18 protein-coding genes are annotated in these 20693 nt (G+C 43.3%); 6 read left to right on the forward strand and 12 right to left on the reverse strand.

All coding sequences use genetic code 11. From position 1 onward, the window contains the following. Positions 1-127 precede the first annotated feature (127 nt). The 3 genes from HL061_RS13635 (at position 128) to HL061_RS13645 (ending at position 4231) form a co-directional block, all read left to right on the forward strand. On the forward strand, positions 128-2326 hold the full coding sequence (locus HL061_RS13635; RefSeq protein WP_071001308.1) for an ATP-dependent helicase: 2199 nt from the start codon (positions 128-130) through the stop codon (positions 2324-2326). Positions 2327-2590: 264 nt separating this feature from the next. Then, on the forward strand, positions 2591-3838 hold the full coding sequence (locus tag HL061_RS13640) for an FAD-dependent oxidoreductase (protein WP_252962988.1): 1248 nt from the start codon (positions 2591-2593) through the stop codon (positions 3836-3838). Positions 3839-3892: 54 nt separating this feature from the next. Next, entirely contained in the window at positions 3893-4231 is a 339-nt protein-coding gene (locus tag HL061_RS13645; RefSeq protein WP_071003571.1) for a RidA family protein, read from the forward strand. Between the two features lie 187 nt (positions 4232-4418). On the opposite strand, the gene HL061_RS13995 is transcribed toward HL061_RS13645, so the two are convergent. Continuing rightward, a complete protein-coding gene (locus HL061_RS13995) occupies positions 4419-4544 on the reverse strand; it encodes a hypothetical protein (RefSeq protein WP_257785220.1) in 126 nt (41 codons plus the stop codon). A gap of 258 nt (positions 4545-4802) precedes the next feature. Next, positions 4803-5303, reverse strand: a complete 501-nt coding sequence (locus HL061_RS13650) for a lactoylglutathione lyase family protein (RefSeq protein WP_071001310.1) — start codon at positions 5301-5303, stop codon at positions 4803-4805. Positions 5304-5410: 107 nt separating this feature from the next. Here HL061_RS13650 and HL061_RS13655 point away from each other — a divergent pair, with 107 nt between their 5' ends. Next, entirely contained in the window at positions 5411-6280 is an 870-nt protein-coding gene (locus HL061_RS13655; protein ID WP_071001311.1) for a LysR family transcriptional regulator, read from the forward strand. An 84-nt stretch (positions 6281-6364) separates the two neighbouring features. On the opposite strand, the gene HL061_RS13660 is transcribed toward HL061_RS13655, so the two are convergent. From HL061_RS13660 to ppsA, 8 genes are all read right to left on the reverse strand, one after another. Next, positions 6365-7501, reverse strand: coding sequence for a glycerate kinase (locus HL061_RS13660; protein ID WP_071001312.1), 1137 nt, complete (start codon positions 7499-7501; stop codon positions 6365-6367). A gap of 112 nt (positions 7502-7613) precedes the next feature. Then, positions 7614-8972, reverse strand: coding sequence for a GntP family permease (locus HL061_RS13665; RefSeq protein WP_093070987.1), 1359 nt, complete (start codon positions 8970-8972; stop codon positions 7614-7616). A gap of 331 nt (positions 8973-9303) precedes the next feature. Then, a complete protein-coding gene (locus HL061_RS13670) occupies positions 9304-9543 on the reverse strand; it encodes a hypothetical protein (RefSeq protein ID WP_093070989.1) in 240 nt (79 codons plus the stop codon). A gap of 321 nt (positions 9544-9864) precedes the next feature. Further along, positions 9865-10371, reverse strand: coding sequence for a 50S ribosomal protein L9 (rplI, locus tag HL061_RS13675; protein ID WP_093070991.1), 507 nt, complete (start codon positions 10369-10371; stop codon positions 9865-9867). Positions 10372-10391: 20 nt separating this feature from the next. Further along, positions 10392-10622 (reverse strand): 30S ribosomal protein S18, encoded by a 231-nt coding sequence (gene rpsR / locus HL061_RS13680; RefSeq protein WP_010198808.1) that lies wholly within the window; start codon positions 10620-10622, stop codon positions 10392-10394. 16 nt (positions 10623-10638) lie between these two features. Then, a complete protein-coding gene (gene rpsF, locus HL061_RS13685) occupies positions 10639-11043 on the reverse strand; it encodes a 30S ribosomal protein S6 (protein ID WP_071001316.1) in 405 nt (134 codons plus the stop codon). Between the two features lie 265 nt (positions 11044-11308). After that, entirely contained in the window at positions 11309-12289 is a 981-nt protein-coding gene (locus HL061_RS13690) for an RDD family protein (protein WP_093070994.1), read from the reverse strand. Positions 12290-12403: 114 nt separating this feature from the next. Beyond that, positions 12404-14785: a phosphoenolpyruvate synthase gene (ppsA, locus tag HL061_RS13695; protein ID WP_093070996.1), complete on the reverse strand. Its 2382-nt coding sequence runs from the start codon at positions 14783-14785 to the stop codon at positions 12404-12406. A 659-nt stretch (positions 14786-15444) separates the two neighbouring features. On the opposite strand from ppsA, the gene HL061_RS13700 reads away from it, so the two are divergent. Next, positions 15445-16278: a pyruvate, water dikinase regulatory protein gene (locus tag HL061_RS13700; protein WP_178379290.1), complete on the forward strand. Its 834-nt coding sequence runs from the start codon at positions 15445-15447 to the stop codon at positions 16276-16278. Positions 16279-16436: 158 nt separating this feature from the next. Continuing rightward, positions 16437-18086 (forward strand): Si-specific NAD(P)(+) transhydrogenase, encoded by a 1650-nt coding sequence (sthA, locus tag HL061_RS13705; RefSeq protein ID WP_252962989.1) that lies wholly within the window; start codon positions 16437-16439, stop codon positions 18084-18086. Between the two features lie 104 nt (positions 18087-18190). Here the strand turns inward: sthA and HL061_RS13710 are convergent, their stop codons facing one another. Next, positions 18191-19381 (reverse strand): ABC transporter permease, encoded by a 1191-nt coding sequence (locus HL061_RS13710; RefSeq protein ID WP_252962990.1) that lies wholly within the window; start codon positions 19379-19381, stop codon positions 18191-18193. Then, complete coding sequence (locus HL061_RS13715; RefSeq protein WP_252962991.1) at positions 19381-20691, reverse strand: ABC transporter permease; 1311 nt, start codon at positions 20689-20691, stop codon at positions 19381-19383. The genes HL061_RS13710 and HL061_RS13715 overlap by 1 nt, the downstream gene beginning before the upstream one ends. Between the last annotated feature and the right edge of the window lie 2 nt (positions 20692-20693).

Consider the following 20693-nt stretch of genomic DNA (forward strand, 5'->3'; position numbering starts at 1 on the left):
GCTATAGTACGTTATCATAGATAAATAGTGGCATCAGCTCACAAACAGTCAGTGAAATTTGCTGGCTGGTTTAATTTTTTCAAACAATCAGCTCGCTCCAAAACAAAATGTAAGGCAATATCCGATAATGACAACCTCGATTTTTGATACACGCCGCTATAAATATCCACAGAATTTTCTTGAGATGAAGCCCAAACTTGCTCGACTTGAGCAGGCCATCAAAAAGCTCGAGACAAACCTCATTGACGCTAATGATCAAGCAAATACGAAGCTGTTGACGCAAAGGTTGGATAGTCATTTGGGATTGAAGGTCGACTATGCCAGTGAGCTCAATCCCGATCAGCTCATGGCTGCCACCACTATCGAAGGTAAAGTGTTGGTGATTGCGGGTGCAGGATCGGGCAAAACCAAGACTTTGACCTATCGCACCAGCTATTTGCTCGAAAACGGCGTGTCACCTAAAGAGATTTTGCTACTAACCTTTACTCGTAAAGCGGCAAATGAAATCAAAGATCGCGCTAAATCTTTGCTGGCAAGTAGTCTTTCAAATCAAGAGCTATCTGATGATGCATTGGCTGAAGATAAGCTCCCAACTGACAAGGCATTAAATAATATCACCAGTGGCACCTTTCACTCATTTTGCAATATGCTGCTGCGTCAATACTCTGGTCTGCTCGGTATCAATCCACGATTTACGATTTTAGATACTGGCGATAGCGAGGATGCTATCGACTTGGTACATAAAGAAAAAAAGTATCCTACCCAAACCAAAACCCAAGCCTTTCCGCGCAAAAAAACATTGCAAAATATCATTTCAACCTCTAGAAACAGACGCATTCCTATTCGCGACCTAATAGAAAGTAGCTATCCTGATATCGCCGTACATATTCCTATCATCGAGCAATTAGCAATTGATTTTCATGAGTATAAGCGCGCCAATCACTTATACGATTTTGACGACATTATCAGTCAAGTGGTACGTCATCTAAAAACCAACGACACCTTTAGGCAGCGACTTCAAAACACATATCGTTATGTCATGGTTGATGAATATCAAGACACCAATATTCCGCAAAAGCAGCTAATTGACTTAATATGTGAGCCTGATTCGGTGTCACTAATGGTCGTTGGCGATGACAATCAAAGCATCTATGCCTTTCGCGGTGCTAATTACGAAAATATTTTGCTATTTGGTGAGACGTATCCCAATGCCAAACTTATCAAGCTTGAGCAAAATTATCGCAGTACACCTTCGGTACTAAACTATATCAACGCGTTGTCAGCGCAAATCACGCTAGGCTATCAAAAGCAGCTGTATTCTGATGCGCCAATAGCAGGCGACAAGCCAATATTTCGACGACTCAGCGATGAGACAAAAGAAGCGAGTTATATCACTGATAAGATAGTCGCGCTAAAGCCTGAGTATGATTATAACGACTTTGCGGTATTGTGCCGCACGTCTTTTCAGTCCAATTATGTACAGCTAGAATTTATGGCGCGCAATATTCCCTTCATCGTGGTGGGCGGTATCAAGTTTATTGAAAGACGCCATATCAAAGACGTGTTGGCTTTTGTCAAAGTTCTCTATAACCCGAACGATACGATTGCTTGGCATCGTATTTTAACTTTGTTTAAAGGGGTAGGAGCAGTCACGGCGACGCGCTTAACCCAAGCCATCACCGCTGACAATAATGCGTTTGAGTCGCTACTGGCAGCATCGTTTGCCAAAAAAAGCGATCAGCTAAAGCCTCTATACCACACGCTTACCAAGGCCCAGCAAGCAGAAACGGTTGAGACAGCCATTGAGCATATTCTTGAGTTTTATATCCCTGTGTTAAAGTTGATAGAAGACAACTGGCGTGAGCGTAGCGAGGACTTTCGGGTGCTAAAGAATTTAGCGACAGAGCACACGAGCCTCGATAGCTTTTTAGAAAATCTTGCGCTCGATCCGCCCAATGACTCAGTCGCGGTCATGGAAAGCTCTGACGATGGACAAAGTAATGATAAAGTCACGATCTCAACCATTCATAGCGCAAAAGGGCTTGAGTGGCCAGTGGTGTTCGTCAATTCATTGGTCGATGGCATCACGCCGCATCATCGCTCATTGGACGACTTTGAAGCATTAGAAGAAGAGCGTAAGCTGTTTTATGTGGCCTGTAGTCGTGCGAAGACGCAGCTGTATTTGACCGCGCCGAATTACTTCTCTAGTTACTCTGGATACTTTGATATGGCCTCACGCTTTATTGCGGAACTATCGGCTGACGAGGTAACAGTAGAGACGGTAAAATCGCCTATCAAGAAAAATGATGACCCAATATGGTGGTGATTTTTTGAGGATATTGATGGTATCTATCATACTGGGTTTTAGTGTGTATTTTGCGGATTTTGGTCGTCCAATAATGGCTTCATACGCCAACTATTCCTTTTGAAAATGACCTACAAATAAATGTATAGCCAAAAGTATTTAATAGCAAAAATATTTTTCAAATAAGGGTTTAAAATTTATCCCAATGCGTTACTATGACCACCTAATTTGGTAAGACCTTTATATTTGATACTCTGTATTAACACCCTAAGAAAAGGATAGGTTATGCGCTACGAAGTGATCGTTATCGGTGCAGGTATGGTTGGCACGTCAATCGCGTGGCATCTACAAAAAAATAACTCAAACGTATTACTCTTAGACAAAAAATTGCCAGGGTCAGAGACCTCATATGGTAATGCCGGCTTGATTCAGCGCGAAGCCATTCATACGCATCCTTTTCCTCGTCAGCTGACAGAGATGATCCGAGTATTACCTAACCAAGGTACTGATATTCGTTATCGCATACCGGCAATTCTGCGTTATCACCAAGCGCTGCTACAGTACTGGAAATACTCAACGCCTGCGTCAGTCAAAAAAATCGAATCTGAGTGGCAGACCTTGATTGAGCATTGTACCAGTGAGCACCAAACCATGATTAGCGCCTCTGGTGCTGATGAGCTCATTACTCGTGATGGTTGGCTACAATTACATCGCTCAGAAGAGACTTTCAAAGAAGCGCAAGCATCCGCCATTGATGCACGTAATCAAGGGGTTGAGCACAATGTATTGAACCTTGAAGAGCTAAAATCAATGGAGCCCCGCGCCAATTTTGACGGTTTCGTTGGTGCTATTCATTGGTTGAATTCATGGCAGGTATCAAACCCAAGCTCGCTGGTAAAAGCCTACGCAAAAAACTTCCAAGACATGCAAGGTACGATCAAAGAAAATGACGTCAAAGAAATCGTCAAAGAGGCGGATGGCTGGAAAATCACCACTGATAAAGATACCTATTATAGTGATAAATTGGTCATCGCAGCAGGTCCTTGGTCAAATGATTTGATCAGACCACTTGGTTACAATCTGCCATTGTTCCCAATGCGCGGCTATCATCAGCATTTCAAAGTGACAGACAAGAACACAATCCATCACAGTATGTTTGATATGGACAAAGGCTTTGTCATGGGGCCAATGCAGCAGGGTATCCGTATCACTACGGGTGCTGAGATGACTACCATGAATGCGCCAAAGAATTTTGGTCAATTACAAACGGTATTGAAGCTTGCAAGAAAAATTTTGCCATTAGAAGATGCGGTTGAGAGTGAAGCATGGGCAGGATCGCGTCCTTGTATGCCTGACATGAAGCCCGTCATCGGTCCTGCTGATAAGCATGACAACCTCTGGTTCGCATTTGGTCACAGCCATCAAGGCTTCACTTTGGGACCAATGACAGGGCGTCTGGTTGAAGAGATGATTCATAATAAGCCTGCATTGGTCGATCTTGCACCATTTAGTGCCCAGCGTTTTTCTAACTAAGCGCGACTTGACTGACTAAACACAGATTCAAATTAATAAAAAGGTATAGACATGATTAAGAAGCTACATAGCAATCAGCGCATGAGCAAAACGGTAATCCATAACCAGACGATCTATTTGTGTGGTCAGGTCGGTAATGCAGAAGACGATATCAAAGCGCAAACGTTGACGTGTTTGGAAAAAATCCAAACGCTATTAGAAGAAGTGGGCAGCGACAAATCAAAGCTACTATCAGTCACCGTTTGGATCAAAGATATGGCGGATTTTGCTGCTATGAATGAAGTCTATGACAAGTGGTTTGAAGGCATACAGCCACCAGCGCGTGCTTGCGGCGAATCAGCATTGGCACGCCCTGAGCTATTGGTTGAGATGATTGCCATCGCTGCTGAGTAATAAGCGGCTCGTAGTACTTGTAGTATATGTATTAAATAGAAATAAAGAAGGCCATGATAGCGATATCATGGCCTTTTCTATGCGTAGCAATAAGCCAACTCGATTATTGAAAAGGAATATGCTAGCTTTTTAATCCAAGCACGCGCCGTATAACGTCAGCGAAGCAATACAATGATTATTATAGGAATTAGCATTCTTTCCATACCGCTTGGCGTTTCTCAATAAAAGCATCAATCCCTTCACCCACATCGTCTGCCACCATATTGCAAGTCATGACCTCACTGGCATAGTCATAAGCGTCTTCGACACTCATATCCAGCTGCTTATAAAACATACAGAAGGTCATCTCTATCTAGAGTGGTGCCTAATTGAGTCATTTATCATCCTTGATAATGGGTTGGTTTATAGTTTTATATATAGCTGACTAAATAGTAGCATGGCTCATATTCTATACAATAGATGGAGCACATAGAAAGCGCATAAAAAAATAGCGCACTCAGGTGAGGAGTACGCTATTGGTTTTTCAGTTAAATATAAGCTAAATTCATACTAAGCTGTATTTATACTGAACCTAGTATGCGCCTTCGCTATAGATAAGCTCGTAGCTATGGCTATATATCTCGACGATGTTACCGAACGGGTCTTCCATATAGATCATGCGATATGGCTTTTCGCCAGGGTAGTAGTAGCGTGGTTTTTCCATACGTTTTTTGCCACCTGCGGCAACCATACGCTCAGCCAGCGCTTCAACGTTTGGGTCTTGGACGCAGAAGTGAAAAATACCTGTTTTCCAGTATTCAAAGTTATTTTCAGGGTTTTCCTGATTTTTAAATTCAAAAATCTCAACACCGATACGGTCACCAGTGGAGAGGTGAGCGATCCGAAAGCGGCCCCAACCAGCACCGAATACTTCAGTGCACATCTTACCAATCGGGCTGTCATCTTCAATAATCTCAGTAGGCTCCATGATGGTGTACCAACCCAGCACTTCAGTATAAAATTTTACAGCAGCATCTAAGTCAGGGACTGACAGACCGATGTGCGAAAAGCTTCTGGGATAAACGTTGTTCATAGCTTGTGCTCCTGTTTGCTGTACTCTTGTTTGACGTGAGGCCAGTATACAAACGCACTGTCATTATGTAAAATTATCAAATATTATAAAAATAAGTATGAAACGTAATGATTAATGTCACATGGCTACGCACTTTTTGTACGCTTGCCGAAGTTGGGCACTTTACTCGCACGGCTGAACGTCTATATATGACACAGTCCGGTGTGAGCCAACATATACGTAAGCTAGAAGAGCAGCTGGACACAGATTTGTTAATTCGACAAGGAAAGCAGTTCTCATTGACCAATGCAGGTGAGCAGCTTTATAAAGAAGCAGGCGAGATATTGCAGCGATTATCAAATTTAGAGCAGCGCATCAGTGAAGATCCGCCTTACGAAGGGCTAGTACGGTTGATGTCACCGGGTAGTGTGGGACTTAAGCTATACCCGCAGCTTTTGACCTTACAGCAACAGCACCCAAAGCTAGTGATTGATTATCGCTTTGCCCCCAATGCTGATATTGAGCAGGCATTGGCAAATCACGAGATCGATATTGGTTTTATGACGGACATCTCAGATGATGAAACGATTAGCTGCAAGCCTATGGCGCAAGAAGCATTGATACTCGTAACCCCTGCGACTACAGTAGAGCCGAGCTGGGAGCAGCTTATGGCACTTGGATTTATCGATCATCCGGATGGTGCCCATCATGCAGGCATGCTACTGACTGCCAATTACGAGCAATTCCAGCATATCAATGATTTTGAGAAAAAAGGCTTCTCTAATCAGATTGGTCTAATTTTAGAGCCCGTCAGCAGGGGAATAGGTTTTACTGTCTTGCCGGCGCATGCGGTGGCTGCTTATCCAAAGCCTGAGCTGATTAACAGTCATCATTTACCAGTTGCTGTTAGCGAAACGCTATATCTGGCAGTCAGACAACAGCAGGCACTTTCTAATAGAATGCATACGGTCATTAATGCAGTAAAAAAATGGCTATAGATATGTTGAGAGTGATAAATGTACAGCTAACAAAGGGTTTAATAACTGTACATTTAGTGAAGAAGGTTCATTGATAGATTGCGACTATCTCAAAGTCTGCCCAAGTTTGATACTTGCAGCGATATTAGCAGCAGTCGTTTCAATGTTGTTATAAGCAGAACCCAACACATTATCGATCGTATCTACTTTTTGGATACTTGGCATCACAACATTGAACTGACTGGTCTGAGCAGGTTTTAGTCCGTCAACACTGCCGCAGATAGCGATAACAGGTGTGCGGCTGGCCTTAGCGATTTGGCTGATACCACCAGCGACCTTACCCATGGCGGTTTGCGCATCGAGCTTGCCTTCACCTGTGATGACAAGATCAGCCTCTGCGATATGCTGTGACAGGTGAGCCACTTCGGCAACCGTATCAAAGCCTGACTTCAGCTGAGCTTTAAAGAACGTCATCATCGCATAGCCAAGACCGCCTGCCGCGCCAGCGCCTGCAACGTGTTGACAGTCTTCATAGCCATGCTGTCCACATATGGTCGCAAAGTGACTGAGCGCTTTATCCAAGGTATTGACTTGCTCCGGACAAGCGCCTTTTTGTGGGCCAAACACAGCGCTGGCCCCAAGCAGACCACAGAGCGGATTGGTCACATCACAAGCAACCTCAAATACTGTGTCTGATATCTTTGTATGAAGGTTAGTATTATCGAGTTTATGTAAGCTGGCAAGTGCGCCACCACCATGAGTGAGCAGACTGTCATTGATATCATGAAATGTTATGCCTAACGCCATTAGCATGCCAAGGCCTGCATCATTGGTTGCGCTACCACCCAGACCGATGATGATGCGTTTAGCCCCTTCCTCCAAAGCATCAGCAATCAGCTCCCCAACGCCATAAGTGCTAGCAACGATAGGATTACGCTCATCAGCTGTTAGTAGGTGCAATCCGCAGGCTTGAGCCACTTCAATAACCGCCGTCGCATTGGGCAATAACAGATACTTGGCGATGATTGGTCTCATCAATGGATCATGCACTCTGACTTCTTTCCAGCGCCCACCCAAGACATAAGACAATACCGCTGAGGTGCCTTCACCGCCATCCGCCATCGGCAATAATTTGTAATCAGCATCTGGAAACACTTGACTAAAGCCAGATTGAACGGCGTGGCAAACATCGAGTGCTTCTAGGCTTTCTTTAAACGAGTCAGGGGCGATCAAAATTTTCATACGGCTCTCTTTGAATATCTTAATGACACGATCATCGCAACAGTGTCGTGTTTTAAAACGTTTACTTAGCAATAATCAAATAAACGTATATATACGTACCCAATCTCATGAACTAGATAAACACTAGGGTTAACAACCAGATAAATACGATGCTAGTCACCCCTTGGATACCAGTGGCCATTGAGTGCGCTTTGTACGCTTGTGCCACGCTCATGCGACTAAACTGACTCACGATCCAAAAGAAGCTATCATTGGCGTGAGAGATCGTCATGGCACCGGCACCAATTGCCATCACACAGAATACACGGCCAAGCTCACTGTCCAAGCCAATTTGGTTCAACAGTGGGGCAACCATAGCAGAGGTTGTGACCAATGCCACTGTGGTTGAGCCTTGTGCTGTTTTTAGCGCAGCAGAGACGATAAATGGCATAAAAATACCTAAACCCAAGGCCGATAACGTTGAACCTAGATAATCGCCAATTGGCGTCACTTTTAGCATGGCACCAAATGCGCCACCAGCACCAGTGATCAGTAGGATAGGGGCTGCTACTACCAAACCTTGTGAGATACTATCGCTGATTTGCTGCGTTTTTTGCTCTGAATCAATCAATAAAAACGATAAAAACAAACCAATCAACAATGCAGTCAGTGGATTACCGATGAATATCAAAACCTCTGCTAGCGTACCACTACCGAACGGTGCACTTGGGAAATTGGCAACCGACGACAGACAAATTAATATGATAGGCACAATGATAGGTAAAAACGCCATTGTTGCTGAAGGCAGTTTGCTGTAGTCATCGCGTGTTTTTATGCCTTCAGGTAGGGTCGCTGCTTGAGCATCTGTGGCATTGATATTATCAGGCGTGGCATTAAGAAAGCGATTCGACCACCACCAGCCGGCCAATACGGCAACAGCCGTGACAACCACACCGACCATGATGACCAAACCTAAGTTTGACTCTAGTCCTAAATTACCTGCCGCCGCGATTGGGCCTGGCGTAGGCGGTACGAAGGTATGAGTGGCGTATAGACCAGTAGCCAAGGCAATACTCATCGCGACACTTGATACATGTAATCGCTCAGCCAAAGACTCTTTTAAAGAGTTTAAGATAATGTAGCCAGAATCACAAAATACAGGCACCGAAACCACTGCACCGACGATAGACATGGTCAAAGTAGGGAAGCGTGGCCCCAATACTTTGATGACTGACTCTGCCATTACAATAGCCGCCCCTGTTTTTTCGAGGATTAAGCCAATAATCGTACCAAACACAATCACAAGACCGATGTAGCCTAAAATACCACCGAAACCATCAGAGATTGTCTTTGCAACAGTGTTGAGCGGTACTTGGTAAAAAAGGGCAACCAAAAAAGCGGACAAAATCAACACTAAAAAAGGATGCCACTTCAATTTTGCGGTAGCGAAAATAATAAAAAGAATGGTCAGCACAAGCCAAAATACAATCATCACTGTCTCAATATGGTTTATATCTTAATGAGTTATTCACGCAAACAGGCATCAATAACGATACGAAATTTTGAAGGGGCATATTTTATAGCAAATAGGGGGCACTAGGAAATACATTTGTCAAAGAGATGCTGTTTGTTATGGCGATATGAACATTTTCTGATGAGAGTAGTGGCATTCTTATGCCTGCAGAGTTATCGCTTTTTCGATTTTCAGACCGCATTTAACCAAGGTTTTTCACTAAAAAAAGACTGACCACTATAGATGGCCAGTCTTTTATAAGGTATCGCTTATTTTTTTTGTTCAAGATGAGTTTTATATAAACTCCAATCTAAGCAATCTTATCGAAGAACGCTTTATTGTCAGTAGCTATCGTAGAATCGAAGCTTACGTAAATACCTTTATCATCTAGCGTTGCATACCAGTGATCATCATCGCCGCTGGTCAGTATCTGAAAGTATTTGTCATTTACGATTCTACCTACCGTATAGATCTCACCCTCTGAATAGAAATCGTTACCTTTGACACAAAGTAGTTTATCGTCAGTGTTTATTTCATCAGTGTTAGTCATATTAAAGTACTCTATCAACGAAAAGTATAAAAATAGAAAAATCTTTCTACTCGTTATGATGAATACAATTATATAGACAGTATCTTGTTGGTTGGTATAGCATTTTTAAGTGAGTTGTTGCAAATGGTTACTGCAAGATATCATGCTGACAAATAGTATTGAATACAGCTTTTAGTAATCGATTGATACTTACAAGGCATCAAGAAAACTCTGATGTAATGCGAAAGTATTACGATCACATGTATAAAATATCGACATAAAAAAAGCCAGCAACACAAGGTCACTGGCTTTTTTATAGACTGAGTCTAATTATCTAGAAGATTACTCTTCAGAATAATCTTCTTCAGCTTCTTCTTCGTCAGCTGAATCTTCGTTGTTACCATCTTCAGAAAGAATAGTAACTAAGATGCTAGCAGTAACGTCATGGTGTAGCTGAATATCAACATTGTATTCGCCAACTTGACGTAGTGTGCCTTCAGGTAGCTTGATTTCAGCACGGTCTACTTCTAAACCTGAGTTAGTCAATGCTTCAGCGATATCGCGAGTACCGATAGAGCCGAATAGCTTGCCTTCGTCACCTGATTTCGCACGCATGATAACATTAACGTCAGTTAGTGCATCAGCACGCTCTTGAGCAGTAGCGATCTCTTTTGCTTCTTCAGCTTCAAGCTCAGCACGACGTGCTTCGAACTTTTCAATGTTAGCTTTGGTCGCAGGTAGAGCGCGGCCTTGAGGGATAAGAAAGTTACGACCGTAACCTGGTTTTACATCGACAGTTTCACCGAGTTTACCAAGGTTGACGATACGCTGTAACAAAATAATTTGCATGAGTCATTCCTAGTTAGCGGTTAACCTTGATGGTTATCAGTGTATGGAAGTAGCGATAAATAACGAGCTTGCTTGATAGCAGTCGCTAGTTGACGCTGATATTTAGTAGACGTACCGGTAATACGGCTTGGTACGATTTTGCCATTATCACTAATGTACTGTTTTAGCAATTCAACATCTTTATAGTCGATGTGAGTGATGCCTTCAGCAGTGAAACGGCAGAATTTGCGACGGCGATAGAAACGTGCCATGAGTATTCTCCTTTAATTAGTCTTCACTGTTGTCGTTGTCGTCATTATCGTTTTCACGATTGTCTGGACGACGAGTAGTTGCTTTGCGTGCGCGTTTTTCATCGGCATTCTTGGCTAACTGCGACTCTTCAGTGATAGCTTCGTCACGGCGCATAACTAGACTACGAATGATCGCGTCGTTATAGCGGAATAATTCTTCAAGTTCAGCCAAAGTCTCGCCGTCAGTTTCGATGTTGAAAAGAACGTAGTGAGCTTTGTGAATCTTGTTGATTGGATAAGCCAATTGACGGCGGCCCCAATCTTCAAGGCGATGGATAGTACCACCGTTGTCTTGAACCAACTTGATATAGCGTTCAACCATGCCGACCACTTGGTCGCTTTGGTCTGGGTGTACAAGTAACACCAGTTCGTAATGTCGCATTATGACTCCTTACGGATTAGTAGCTATTAACCCTATGTTAATAGCAAGGAGATTTATAAGGTAAGCCCACGTTCTTAAAAATATAGTAAGAAATAAGCTTAGTTTATAAAGCGCCGTATTATAACAGCACTTGGCGCTTAACACAAAGGGTAATCACCAAGCGGCTGCCAATAAGATATAAAAAGATGGAAAATAAGCGTTACTCAATAAAAATGCTGCGATCTTGCGCAGCGTTTTTATCTGAAACAATATGGTGAATAAAATATTATTCAGATTTTGACTTTTTTACCAGTTGGCTACTGTCTGCTTTGACCACTAAAGTTTTGGCAAGTTTGTCATGCCAACCGATATTTTCAGGGCTTTTTGATGCCATATAATAATGGATAGCAATAATCACAAAACCCAAAAAGCTAGTAAACGAAAACAGTAAATTATAGATAATAAACAACAGTAACGTACGTGTACCGACCAGCTTGATAAACGAGGGTAGACGATGTGTGGTCTGATCCACAACCCGAATACCAGTGATTACTTTGCCTAGGGATTGACCACGCATGGTAATAAATACCAGCTGCAGTGCAAACAAGCCAAAAACCATGACTTGCGACATCATGAGCGTACTGCTTGGAATGCTTTCCATCAACGACATTGAATATTGATAGGCAGCGTCCATATTTTGGATGTTTTGAAACTTGGTATAGTCTACATCCATTTTGGTCAGTGCCATTACTAATGGCAATATGGCCAATACGTAAAGCAGGCCGTTGAGCGCGGTTGCCAATATGCGTGACATAATCGGCGCCAGTACCACATCACCAATGACTTTATCATTATCTGCGACCGTCTTTTTGAGAGCAGTTTTGTTTAATGAGACATTGTTGTGCGGCGTTTGATGACGATTGGTCGTCATATCGGCCTTCACATTTTTAGAACGTTCAGGCTTGCCATATAGTCTATCTAATGATATTGAATTATTATCTTTAGTATTGCTGGTATCTTCAGGGAAGACGGTCACATTATTGATAATAGAATCATTCGCATCAGGAGTAGTAGCACCAGTCGGTCGATAGACCGTTTGATTATTGGTCACATTTCCTACGCGCTGCCACTGATCTAAGCCTTCATGCCAGATTAAATCATCAAGCAATACTTCGCCTGATGCCAGCATGATATTAAGCTGCTCCAGATTGTATGGACCAGCTTGTACGTTATTTCGAGCAAGGAAAATCTGCATAGTTGCCTGCATAGTTAGTCATGTCTTAAGACATTATATTAGGGTCTATTTGAAAAAATCAAATAGACCCTAATAGTGGTATCTTTAATGACTGTGTGAGTTACCGCTGCGACTGAACGTAACGGTCTACTTTTCTTCACCAGCTAGGAAGAACCAAGTATCTAGCACAGAATCAGGGTTCAATGATACCGAGCTGATACCTTGTTCCATTAACCAGAACGCTAGATCTGGATGGTCTGATGGGCCCTGACCACAGATGCCAACATATTTGTTTTGCTTACGGCAAGCGTCGATAGCCATAGTGAGCAATTTCTTAACAGCAGTGTCACGCTCATCAAACAGATGTGAGACGATACCTGAGTCACGATCAAGACCAAGCGTTAACTGAGTCAAATCGTTAGAGCCGATTGAGAAACCATCGAAGTACTCTAGGAACTCTTCTGCGAGTAACGCGTTGGTTGGTAGCTCACACATCATGATGATGCGTAGACCATTTTCACCGCGTTTTAGACCATTTTTCTCAAGTAACTCGATTACTTGCGCCGCTTCACCAGTGGTGCGGACGAATGGAATCATGATCTCAACGTTGGTTAAGCCCATCTCATCACGAACACGTTTTAGCGCTTTACACTCAAGCTCAAAACAGTCACGGAAGTTGTCAGAGACATAACGGCTAGCGCCGCGGAAACCAAGCATTGGGTTCTCTTCTGATGGCTCGTACAGCTTACCACCAAGCAAGTTAGCATATTCGTTTGATTTGAAATCTGACATACGAACAATAACTGGCTGATCCATAAAGGCAACGGCTAGGGTTGAGATACCTTCAACCAATTTATCAACATAAAAGTCAACAGGTGAGGCATAGCCTGCGATACGCTCTTGAATGGCTTGTGAGATCTCACGTGGCAAGCTGTTCATGTTTAGCAGCGCTTTTGGATGCACACCGATCATACGGTTGATAATAAACTCTAAACGCGCAAGACCAATACCTTCGTTTGGCATCTGGGTGAATGAGAAGGCGCGATCTGGGTTACCAACGTTCATCATGACTTTGAATGCAAGCTCTGGCATAGACTCAACCGAGTTGGTCTGTACTTCAAAGTCAATCTGGCCTTCATAAATAAAACCAGTGTCGCCTTCAGCACAAGACGCAGTCACGTCTTGACCATCGACTAGCAGTTCAGTGGCGTTACCACAACCAACGATGGCGGGCACACCTAACTCACGCGCGATAATGGCTGCGTGACACGTACGACCACCACGGTTGGTGATGATGGCAGAAGCGCGCTTCATGACTGGTTCCCAATCTGGATCAGTCATGTCTGATACCAGAACATCGCCTTCTTCTACTTTGTCCATCTCGTTTAGGTGAGTAACGATACGTACTTTACCCGAACCGATGCGCTGACCGATTGAACGACCTTCACACAATACTTTTGCGCCAGTCGTGTCGATGACATAACGCTCCATGACATTGCTGTCTTGGCGACTCTTAACGGTTTCAGGACGTGCTTGAACGATAAAGATTTCACCGCTATCACCGTCTTTTGCCCATTCGATATCCATCGCGTGGCCATAATGCTGCTCGATGGTTACTGCTTGCTTGGCAAGAGAGGTCAGCTCTTCGGTAGTCAAAGAGAACTGCATGCGATCTTGTTTTTCAACATCGACCGTTTTCACTGATTTTGCGGTGCTGCCTTCATCACCATAAACCATTTTCTTGTGTTTGCTGCCTAGGTTACGACGAATAACGGCAGGCTTACCATCAGCGAGCAGACGTTTTGAGATGTAGAATTCGTCTGGGTTGACCGCACCTTGTACAACCATTTCGCCAAGACCATAGCTTGACGTGATGAACACGACTTGATCAAAACCGCTTTCGGTATCCAGCGTGAACATAACACCAGCAGCACCAGTCTCTGAGCGCACCATACGCTGTACGGCAGCGGACAATGCCACACCTTCGTGCTCAAAACCTTTGTGTACACGGTAAGAGATTGCACGGTCGTTATATAGCGAGGCAAATACTTCTTTAATAGCAATTAGGACGTTATCAATACCGCGAATGTTCAAGAAGGTTTCTTGTTGACCAGCAAATGACGCATCTGGCAAATCTTCAGCAGTCGCAGAAGAGCGTACAGCAACAGCGATGTCTTCGCCGCCGCTCATGGTTTCGAACGCTTGACGTACTTCTTGCTCAAGATCTTTTGGCAATTCTTGCTCAATAATCCAAGTACGGATCTTTTTACCAGTCGCCGCAAGCTTATTAACATCATTGACATCCAATGTGTTTAGCTCGTTGTTGATTTTTTCTAATAAGCCTGTTTCTGTCAAAAAGCGATTGAATGCGTTTGATGTGGTGGCAAAGCCGCCTGGAACACTAACGCCTAAATCAGAAAGATGGCTGATCATCTCGCCAAGTGAGGCATTCTTGCCACCAACCATTTCGATGTCGTCTTTTCCTAGCTGATCAAGATTGATTACAAGTGCTGTAGATTGCGCTGCCATGATAACTCCAGAAAATAAGGTTATTTAGTAAAGATTATAACGGTGAATTATACCGCCATATTAGGAGGAATTCGAGGGGTTTTACCAAAAAACTTGTTAAAAATACACAAATTGTAGGATTTGCTACACAGAGTAAGGCCAGTCTAATCAAGTTTCGTATTTACTCAGATGAAAAATATCATTGCTAGTGACGATGTTATGCGCTTTCAAAAGCCAATTACTGCATAAAATAGACGTATTCAAATAAGCCATATTTAGAGTATTTTTATAATTTATGTTTCAATCTTATGTTTATATATAGGAAATGCTATAAAAAATGCCTTGATGAGAGGTGGATTGGTTATGACGACAAGATGAAAAACAATGTTGGTGCTAAGTGTACGCCTGTAACATTAATTTCTATTAACAAGCTAATATGCGTATAATGTAGCGGATAGATAAGTGATGCATATGGCTATATAAATATGCAATAGCAGCGCTGCCATCGTTCTGCATTTACAAGAGATAAGGCAGCCAAAGTTAGATAATTGCTATTAGATCAATACTAAAAATGAAATGAAGATCATTATTGAGCTTTCAACCGAGGTGTCAACGTTATGTACTCAAGCAATCCATCTGAACAAGTCAAGTCCACTATCCAAAATCGTCATGCGCTAAACTTGGACAGCTCACAAGCCATCAGAACGGCATTTTTTATCTCAGATGGCACCGCAATTACGGCTGAGACCCTCGGACGCGCTATTTTGAGTCAGTTTGCCTCGGTCCCTTTTGAGACAAGAGTGTTGCCATACGTCGATAGCTTAGAGCGTGCCGATGATGCCGTAGAGCAGATAAACATGGCGTATCAACGTGATGGGTCGTTGCCGTTGGTGTTTGATACGATCGTCAATCCAGAGATTCGTGAAAAAATCAATTCAGCACACAGCTGTAATTTGGATATGTACGAAGGGTTGATTGGCCGCGTTGCAGAAGAGACTGGCGTAGAGCCAGATGGTCATTCAGGTCATGCGCATGATGATGTCGACTCTGAGACATATAAAGAGCGTATCGATGCAGTCCATTTCGCCTTAGACAATGATGATGGCGCACGTACTCGTCATTATAATGCAGCAGATATTATTTTGGTGGGTGTGTCACGCTCTGGTAAGACACCGACTTCTCTATACTTAGCATTACAATTCGGTATTCGCGCCGCTAACTATCCTCTGACCGAAGATGATTTGTACGACAATCAACTACCAAAAGCTCTGCGTGACCATAAAGACAAACTGTTTGGTTTGCTCATTGATACCGATCGCTTGGTAAAAATACGCCAAGAGCGCCGTGCGGGCAGTCGTTACTCAAGTTATCAGCAATGCCAGCAAGAACAGCGCGCGATACAGGGAATTTATATCACGCATGGTATCCCAAGTTTGGATGTATCAGAGATGTCTGTTGAAGAAATCGCCACGCGTATATTACAGATGACAGGTCTTAAACGCCGCATTGGGTAATGGACTATTAATTTTATAATATGTAATCGTCATCAAGTTTGTAAAAAGTCTATTCATACCTTATGGTGAGTACAACTTTACTAAGCTGCTTGGATATTAAAAATATTAACTCGTGCACATAGATATTAATAGAGCAAACAATACATAAAGAGGACATGATGGTAAGTAAAAATATAAGTGACGCAACCAATGATACTGGTAAAGACGTCCATACTGAAGTATCGAATAAAACTAATGGTCGTTCGCCCAATCCTGAGCATACTGAAGGTAAAGACACAAAACAGAAAATCGAGCAGACTCATGAGCAGGTCACTGAAGATATCATGCATTACCCTGATCTCATCAACCCGCTTGATGACACTCGTATTGATATCAAATCTGGATTTACCAAAGATTCTCGTCGACTAAAAAGTGACGATCACGAGTATGAGTATGATGCGGTGGTTTTAGGTGCAGGTCCTGCTGGTGAAGCCGCTGCCATGAAGCTGACCAAGTCTGGTAAAAGAGTGGTCGTCGTCGATCCGCGTGATCAAGTAGGAGGTAACTCTACTCACGTCGGTACAATTCCTAGTAAAGCATTGCGCCAATCAGTATTTAACTTGATTAACTTCCGTCGCGACCCGATGTTTACCAAAGCGATGGAGTATAAGCAAGTTCCGCTAAATGAAGTATTGGCTAAGGCGCGTCAAGTAATCCGTCGTCAAGTCAGTACGCATACCCGTTTTTATGAGCGCAACCGTATCGAAGTTATTCAAGGTTGGGCAAGTTTTATTGACGCTCATACGCTGCGCATTGAAGTCGACGACAATATCTACGAAACTATTACTTTCAATAAAGCCATCATTACTGTCGGTAGTCGTCCTTACCGTCCTGATATTTTAGACTTTAAACATCCACGCGTTTTTGACTCTGACAAAATCTTGCAAATGGATTATGTCGTCAAAAAAATCATCATCTATGGTGCAGGGGTGATTGGCTGTGAGTATGCTTCTATTTTTACAGGACTTGGTTATAAGGTTGATCTTATTAACAACCAAGATCAGCTACTGAACTATTTGGATAGCGAAATCAGCGATGCGATCGCGCATGACTTTAGACAGTTCGGTGTGCTTATCCGTAGTAACGAAGAGATTGATCATCTTGAGACTCATGATGATTATGTGGTTTTGCATTTAAAGAGCGGCAAGCGCATCAAATCTGATGCCATTCTTTGGTCAAATGGTCGCTCAGGTAACACCGAAGGCCTGAATTTAGACGCCATTGGGCTAAAAGCAAACGGCCGTGGTCAGTTAAAAGTAGATGATACTTACTGTACGGACGTCGACAATATCTATGCGGCGGGCGACGTAATCGGTTGGCCATCACTAGCTTCTGCTGCCTATGACCAAGGTCGCTGTGCCGCTGCTTTTATGGTTGGTGACAGTGATGCGGAACCAGTATCTAGTGTACCGACTGGTATCTATACCATTCCTGAAATCTCTTGTATCGGTAAAACAGAGCAGGAGCTAACAGATGAGAAAGTTCCGTATGAAGTGGGTCAAGCGTTCTTCAAACATCTGGCACGTGCCCAAATCATTGGTGAACGCTCGGGTGTCCTAAAGATATTGTTCCATCGTGATACGTTGGAGATTTTAGGCATTCATTGCTACGGGAACCACGCTTCGGAGATTATTCATATCGGTCAGGCTGTGATGAAGTGTAAGAGCAACAATACGCTTGAGTACTTTGTAAATACGACCTTTAACTATCCAACGATGGCAGAAGCATACCGTGTGGCTGCGCTTAACGGTTTGAACCGAGTATTTTAATGTTTAAAAATGACTCAAAGTAAAAGTGTTATATGTATAAAAAAGCGCCTGCTAATGTTAGTAGGCGCTTTTTTTATGCTCATAGATTTAATTGATTTGAAGATTTATAAGTAGGCTCTTTTTTGCGGAATACGCTTGCGTAAAAATAGCAATAAAACAAAATAGAGCAACCATAAGCCAGCCAGCGCATAAAATCCTATAGCGACTTGAGAGATACTGGCACCCATTTGGTTAAGCTGTACAGAGGTGTTGATCGCAGGGGTAGTTGGTACGATCCAGCGTATTACTTGCAAAACTTGGGGCAACTGGTCTGCTGGCCATGGATAGCCGCTTAAGAAAAATATCGGTAAGGAGATAAAAATTAAGATCTGCATACTGCGCTCACGCTGCCGGAACCATAGCCCAAGTACACAGCCGAGCGTTGCGACTGTCGGACAAAACAGTGCTAAAAACAATAGCGTTCCGAGCATATTTTGCCCACGTGGATAATGATGTAGCTCAAACGCCCAACCATAATAAAAACAGCCAATGATAAAGCTTAGCGTGCTCAGCGCTGTGATACGTCCGAGCCAACCGCGTACACTCGCAGCATGACGCCGCTGCTCATACCAAGTGCCAATCAGCATGGCGGTTGCCATCAATAGTGTCTGTTGTAAGATAATGACGGAGACGGCTGGTACGACGTAGGCACCGTAGCCTTCAGTTTGATTATAAAGTGGCATGATTTGTAGTGGTACTGCTTGAGCGCTCCGTGCTGCGGTGGGTGCATAAGCGCCTTTCGCGATATTTCTCTTTACCTTGATCCCCGCTGATACAGTACCAACTGCTTTAGAGAATCCCAGTTGGACGTTCTTATTTAAAATAAAGTAGCCGCCATTGCCGAGGACGCTAACATACGCTTGCTGTCCTGACATGACTTGTTCTTCAAGGCCGCTTGGAATCAACATATAGCCTGCAATTTGATCGGACCATATGGCTTCTTTGGCCGCTTGTTCATTGATAAAGTGCTCAGTATCTAGATATGGACTGGCACTTGCATAACGGGCGAGCGTGCGCGACAAGTTACTATTGTCATGATCAACAATACCCACTGGTACATGGTTGACCACTTCAGTTGAGTAGGGCCAAGGATAGAAAAACCCATAGATAATCGGGGCAATAATCAGCATCAAAAGTACGCCTTTATCCCCAAAAACGTCTTTGAAAGTTTGAATAAAGCTTGTCCAAAATGTTTGAGATGCTGGAGCGATATCTGATTGAGGTTTTTTGCGCTTGAGCTTTGATTGTGCGGACATTAGCGTGCTCCCCAACGTTCAGGATGCGCCAATGCGCGTTTGGTTAATAAGGCTGTCAGTAGTATGGCTATCATGGTAGCAACCGCTAAACCATAGACAATGGGTAGGGATATAGCAAGCGGCGCTTGCATTTGTAACTGGGCAATATGTAGCTTGAGGTAGTGTGTCAGTGGCAATGCATTTGACCAGTATTGCGCGCTATCACTAATCGCAATATAAGGAAAGGTCACACCGGCAAAGGCATAAGAAGGCGCTGAAATAAAACCAGTGGTTGATAAACCCATACGTAATGAGAAAGAATTCAAAGTAAAAATAGCACCCAGCCAGAATGACAGTATCATCAAACACAATAGGCCGATATATACTGCGATGATTGACCCAATGCTTATATTTTGGTTCGACGTTACAAGCCACAATACCAAAGCCGACCATAAGCTATAGGCCAATATTGGCCAAAAATATTTGCCTAATAGACCAGATAACAACACTGATATACTCACCGAATTGGGCATTTTTGAGTCTGATGATGGTGCAGTGTTATTATTGCTATCTTGTGTGGTGTTTAACGCAGCTGCTTTTTTAGAAGATTTAACCAAGGTTAAGTCAGGTGTACCTGTACTGATAAAGTTATACCAGCGACCAATATTTTTATCGCGCAGCTCGCGACCAATGGTGGTTGCCCCGACGACCATCGCTAATATATGTAGTAGTGCAGGTATGACGGTCGATGCCAAAAACTGCTGATAATTGGTTGCAGCATTGAACAAACTAATACGCTGGATACTGATAGGCGAGTAAGCAGTCATGGCTTGCGACGGCCCTACGCCTTGCTTTATCAATCGTTTGATCTCTACCCCTGCGGATAAGGTGCTAGCAACTGCTTGGACAGCCGTTTGAATAATGCCAGAGTGCGTACCGTACTGGGCGTTTACTTGTAGGGTTAAAGGGGCAGGCTTGTTAGATAAAATGTTACGCGAAAAGTCTTCAGGAATGATGACAACCGCATAAATATCACGTTGCAAGATCGCAGCCTCTGCATCCGCTGGTGAATAATAAAGCTGTCTAACCGTAAGCGTAGGACTGGCTTCTAAGTAACGTACGGTAGTATTGGCAACAGCACTATTGTCTTGATCGATTACTCCAATGGGTAAGTCAGTAATCTGAGTCTGTGAAAATATCCACCAAATCAGCAGCACTGTAGCTAGTGGTATCCATACCACCATACTAAGGTCCCAATGGTTTTTGGCTAAAAAACGGCGCTCATAAGCGGCGCTACGTAAAAAAGCCTCACTTAACTTAGTCAAGTGCATGG

It is taken from the genome of Psychrobacter sp. PSP (assembly GCF_024085615.1).
Classification (GTDB): domain Bacteria; phylum Pseudomonadota; class Gammaproteobacteria; order Pseudomonadales; family Moraxellaceae; genus Psychrobacter; species Psychrobacter pacificensis.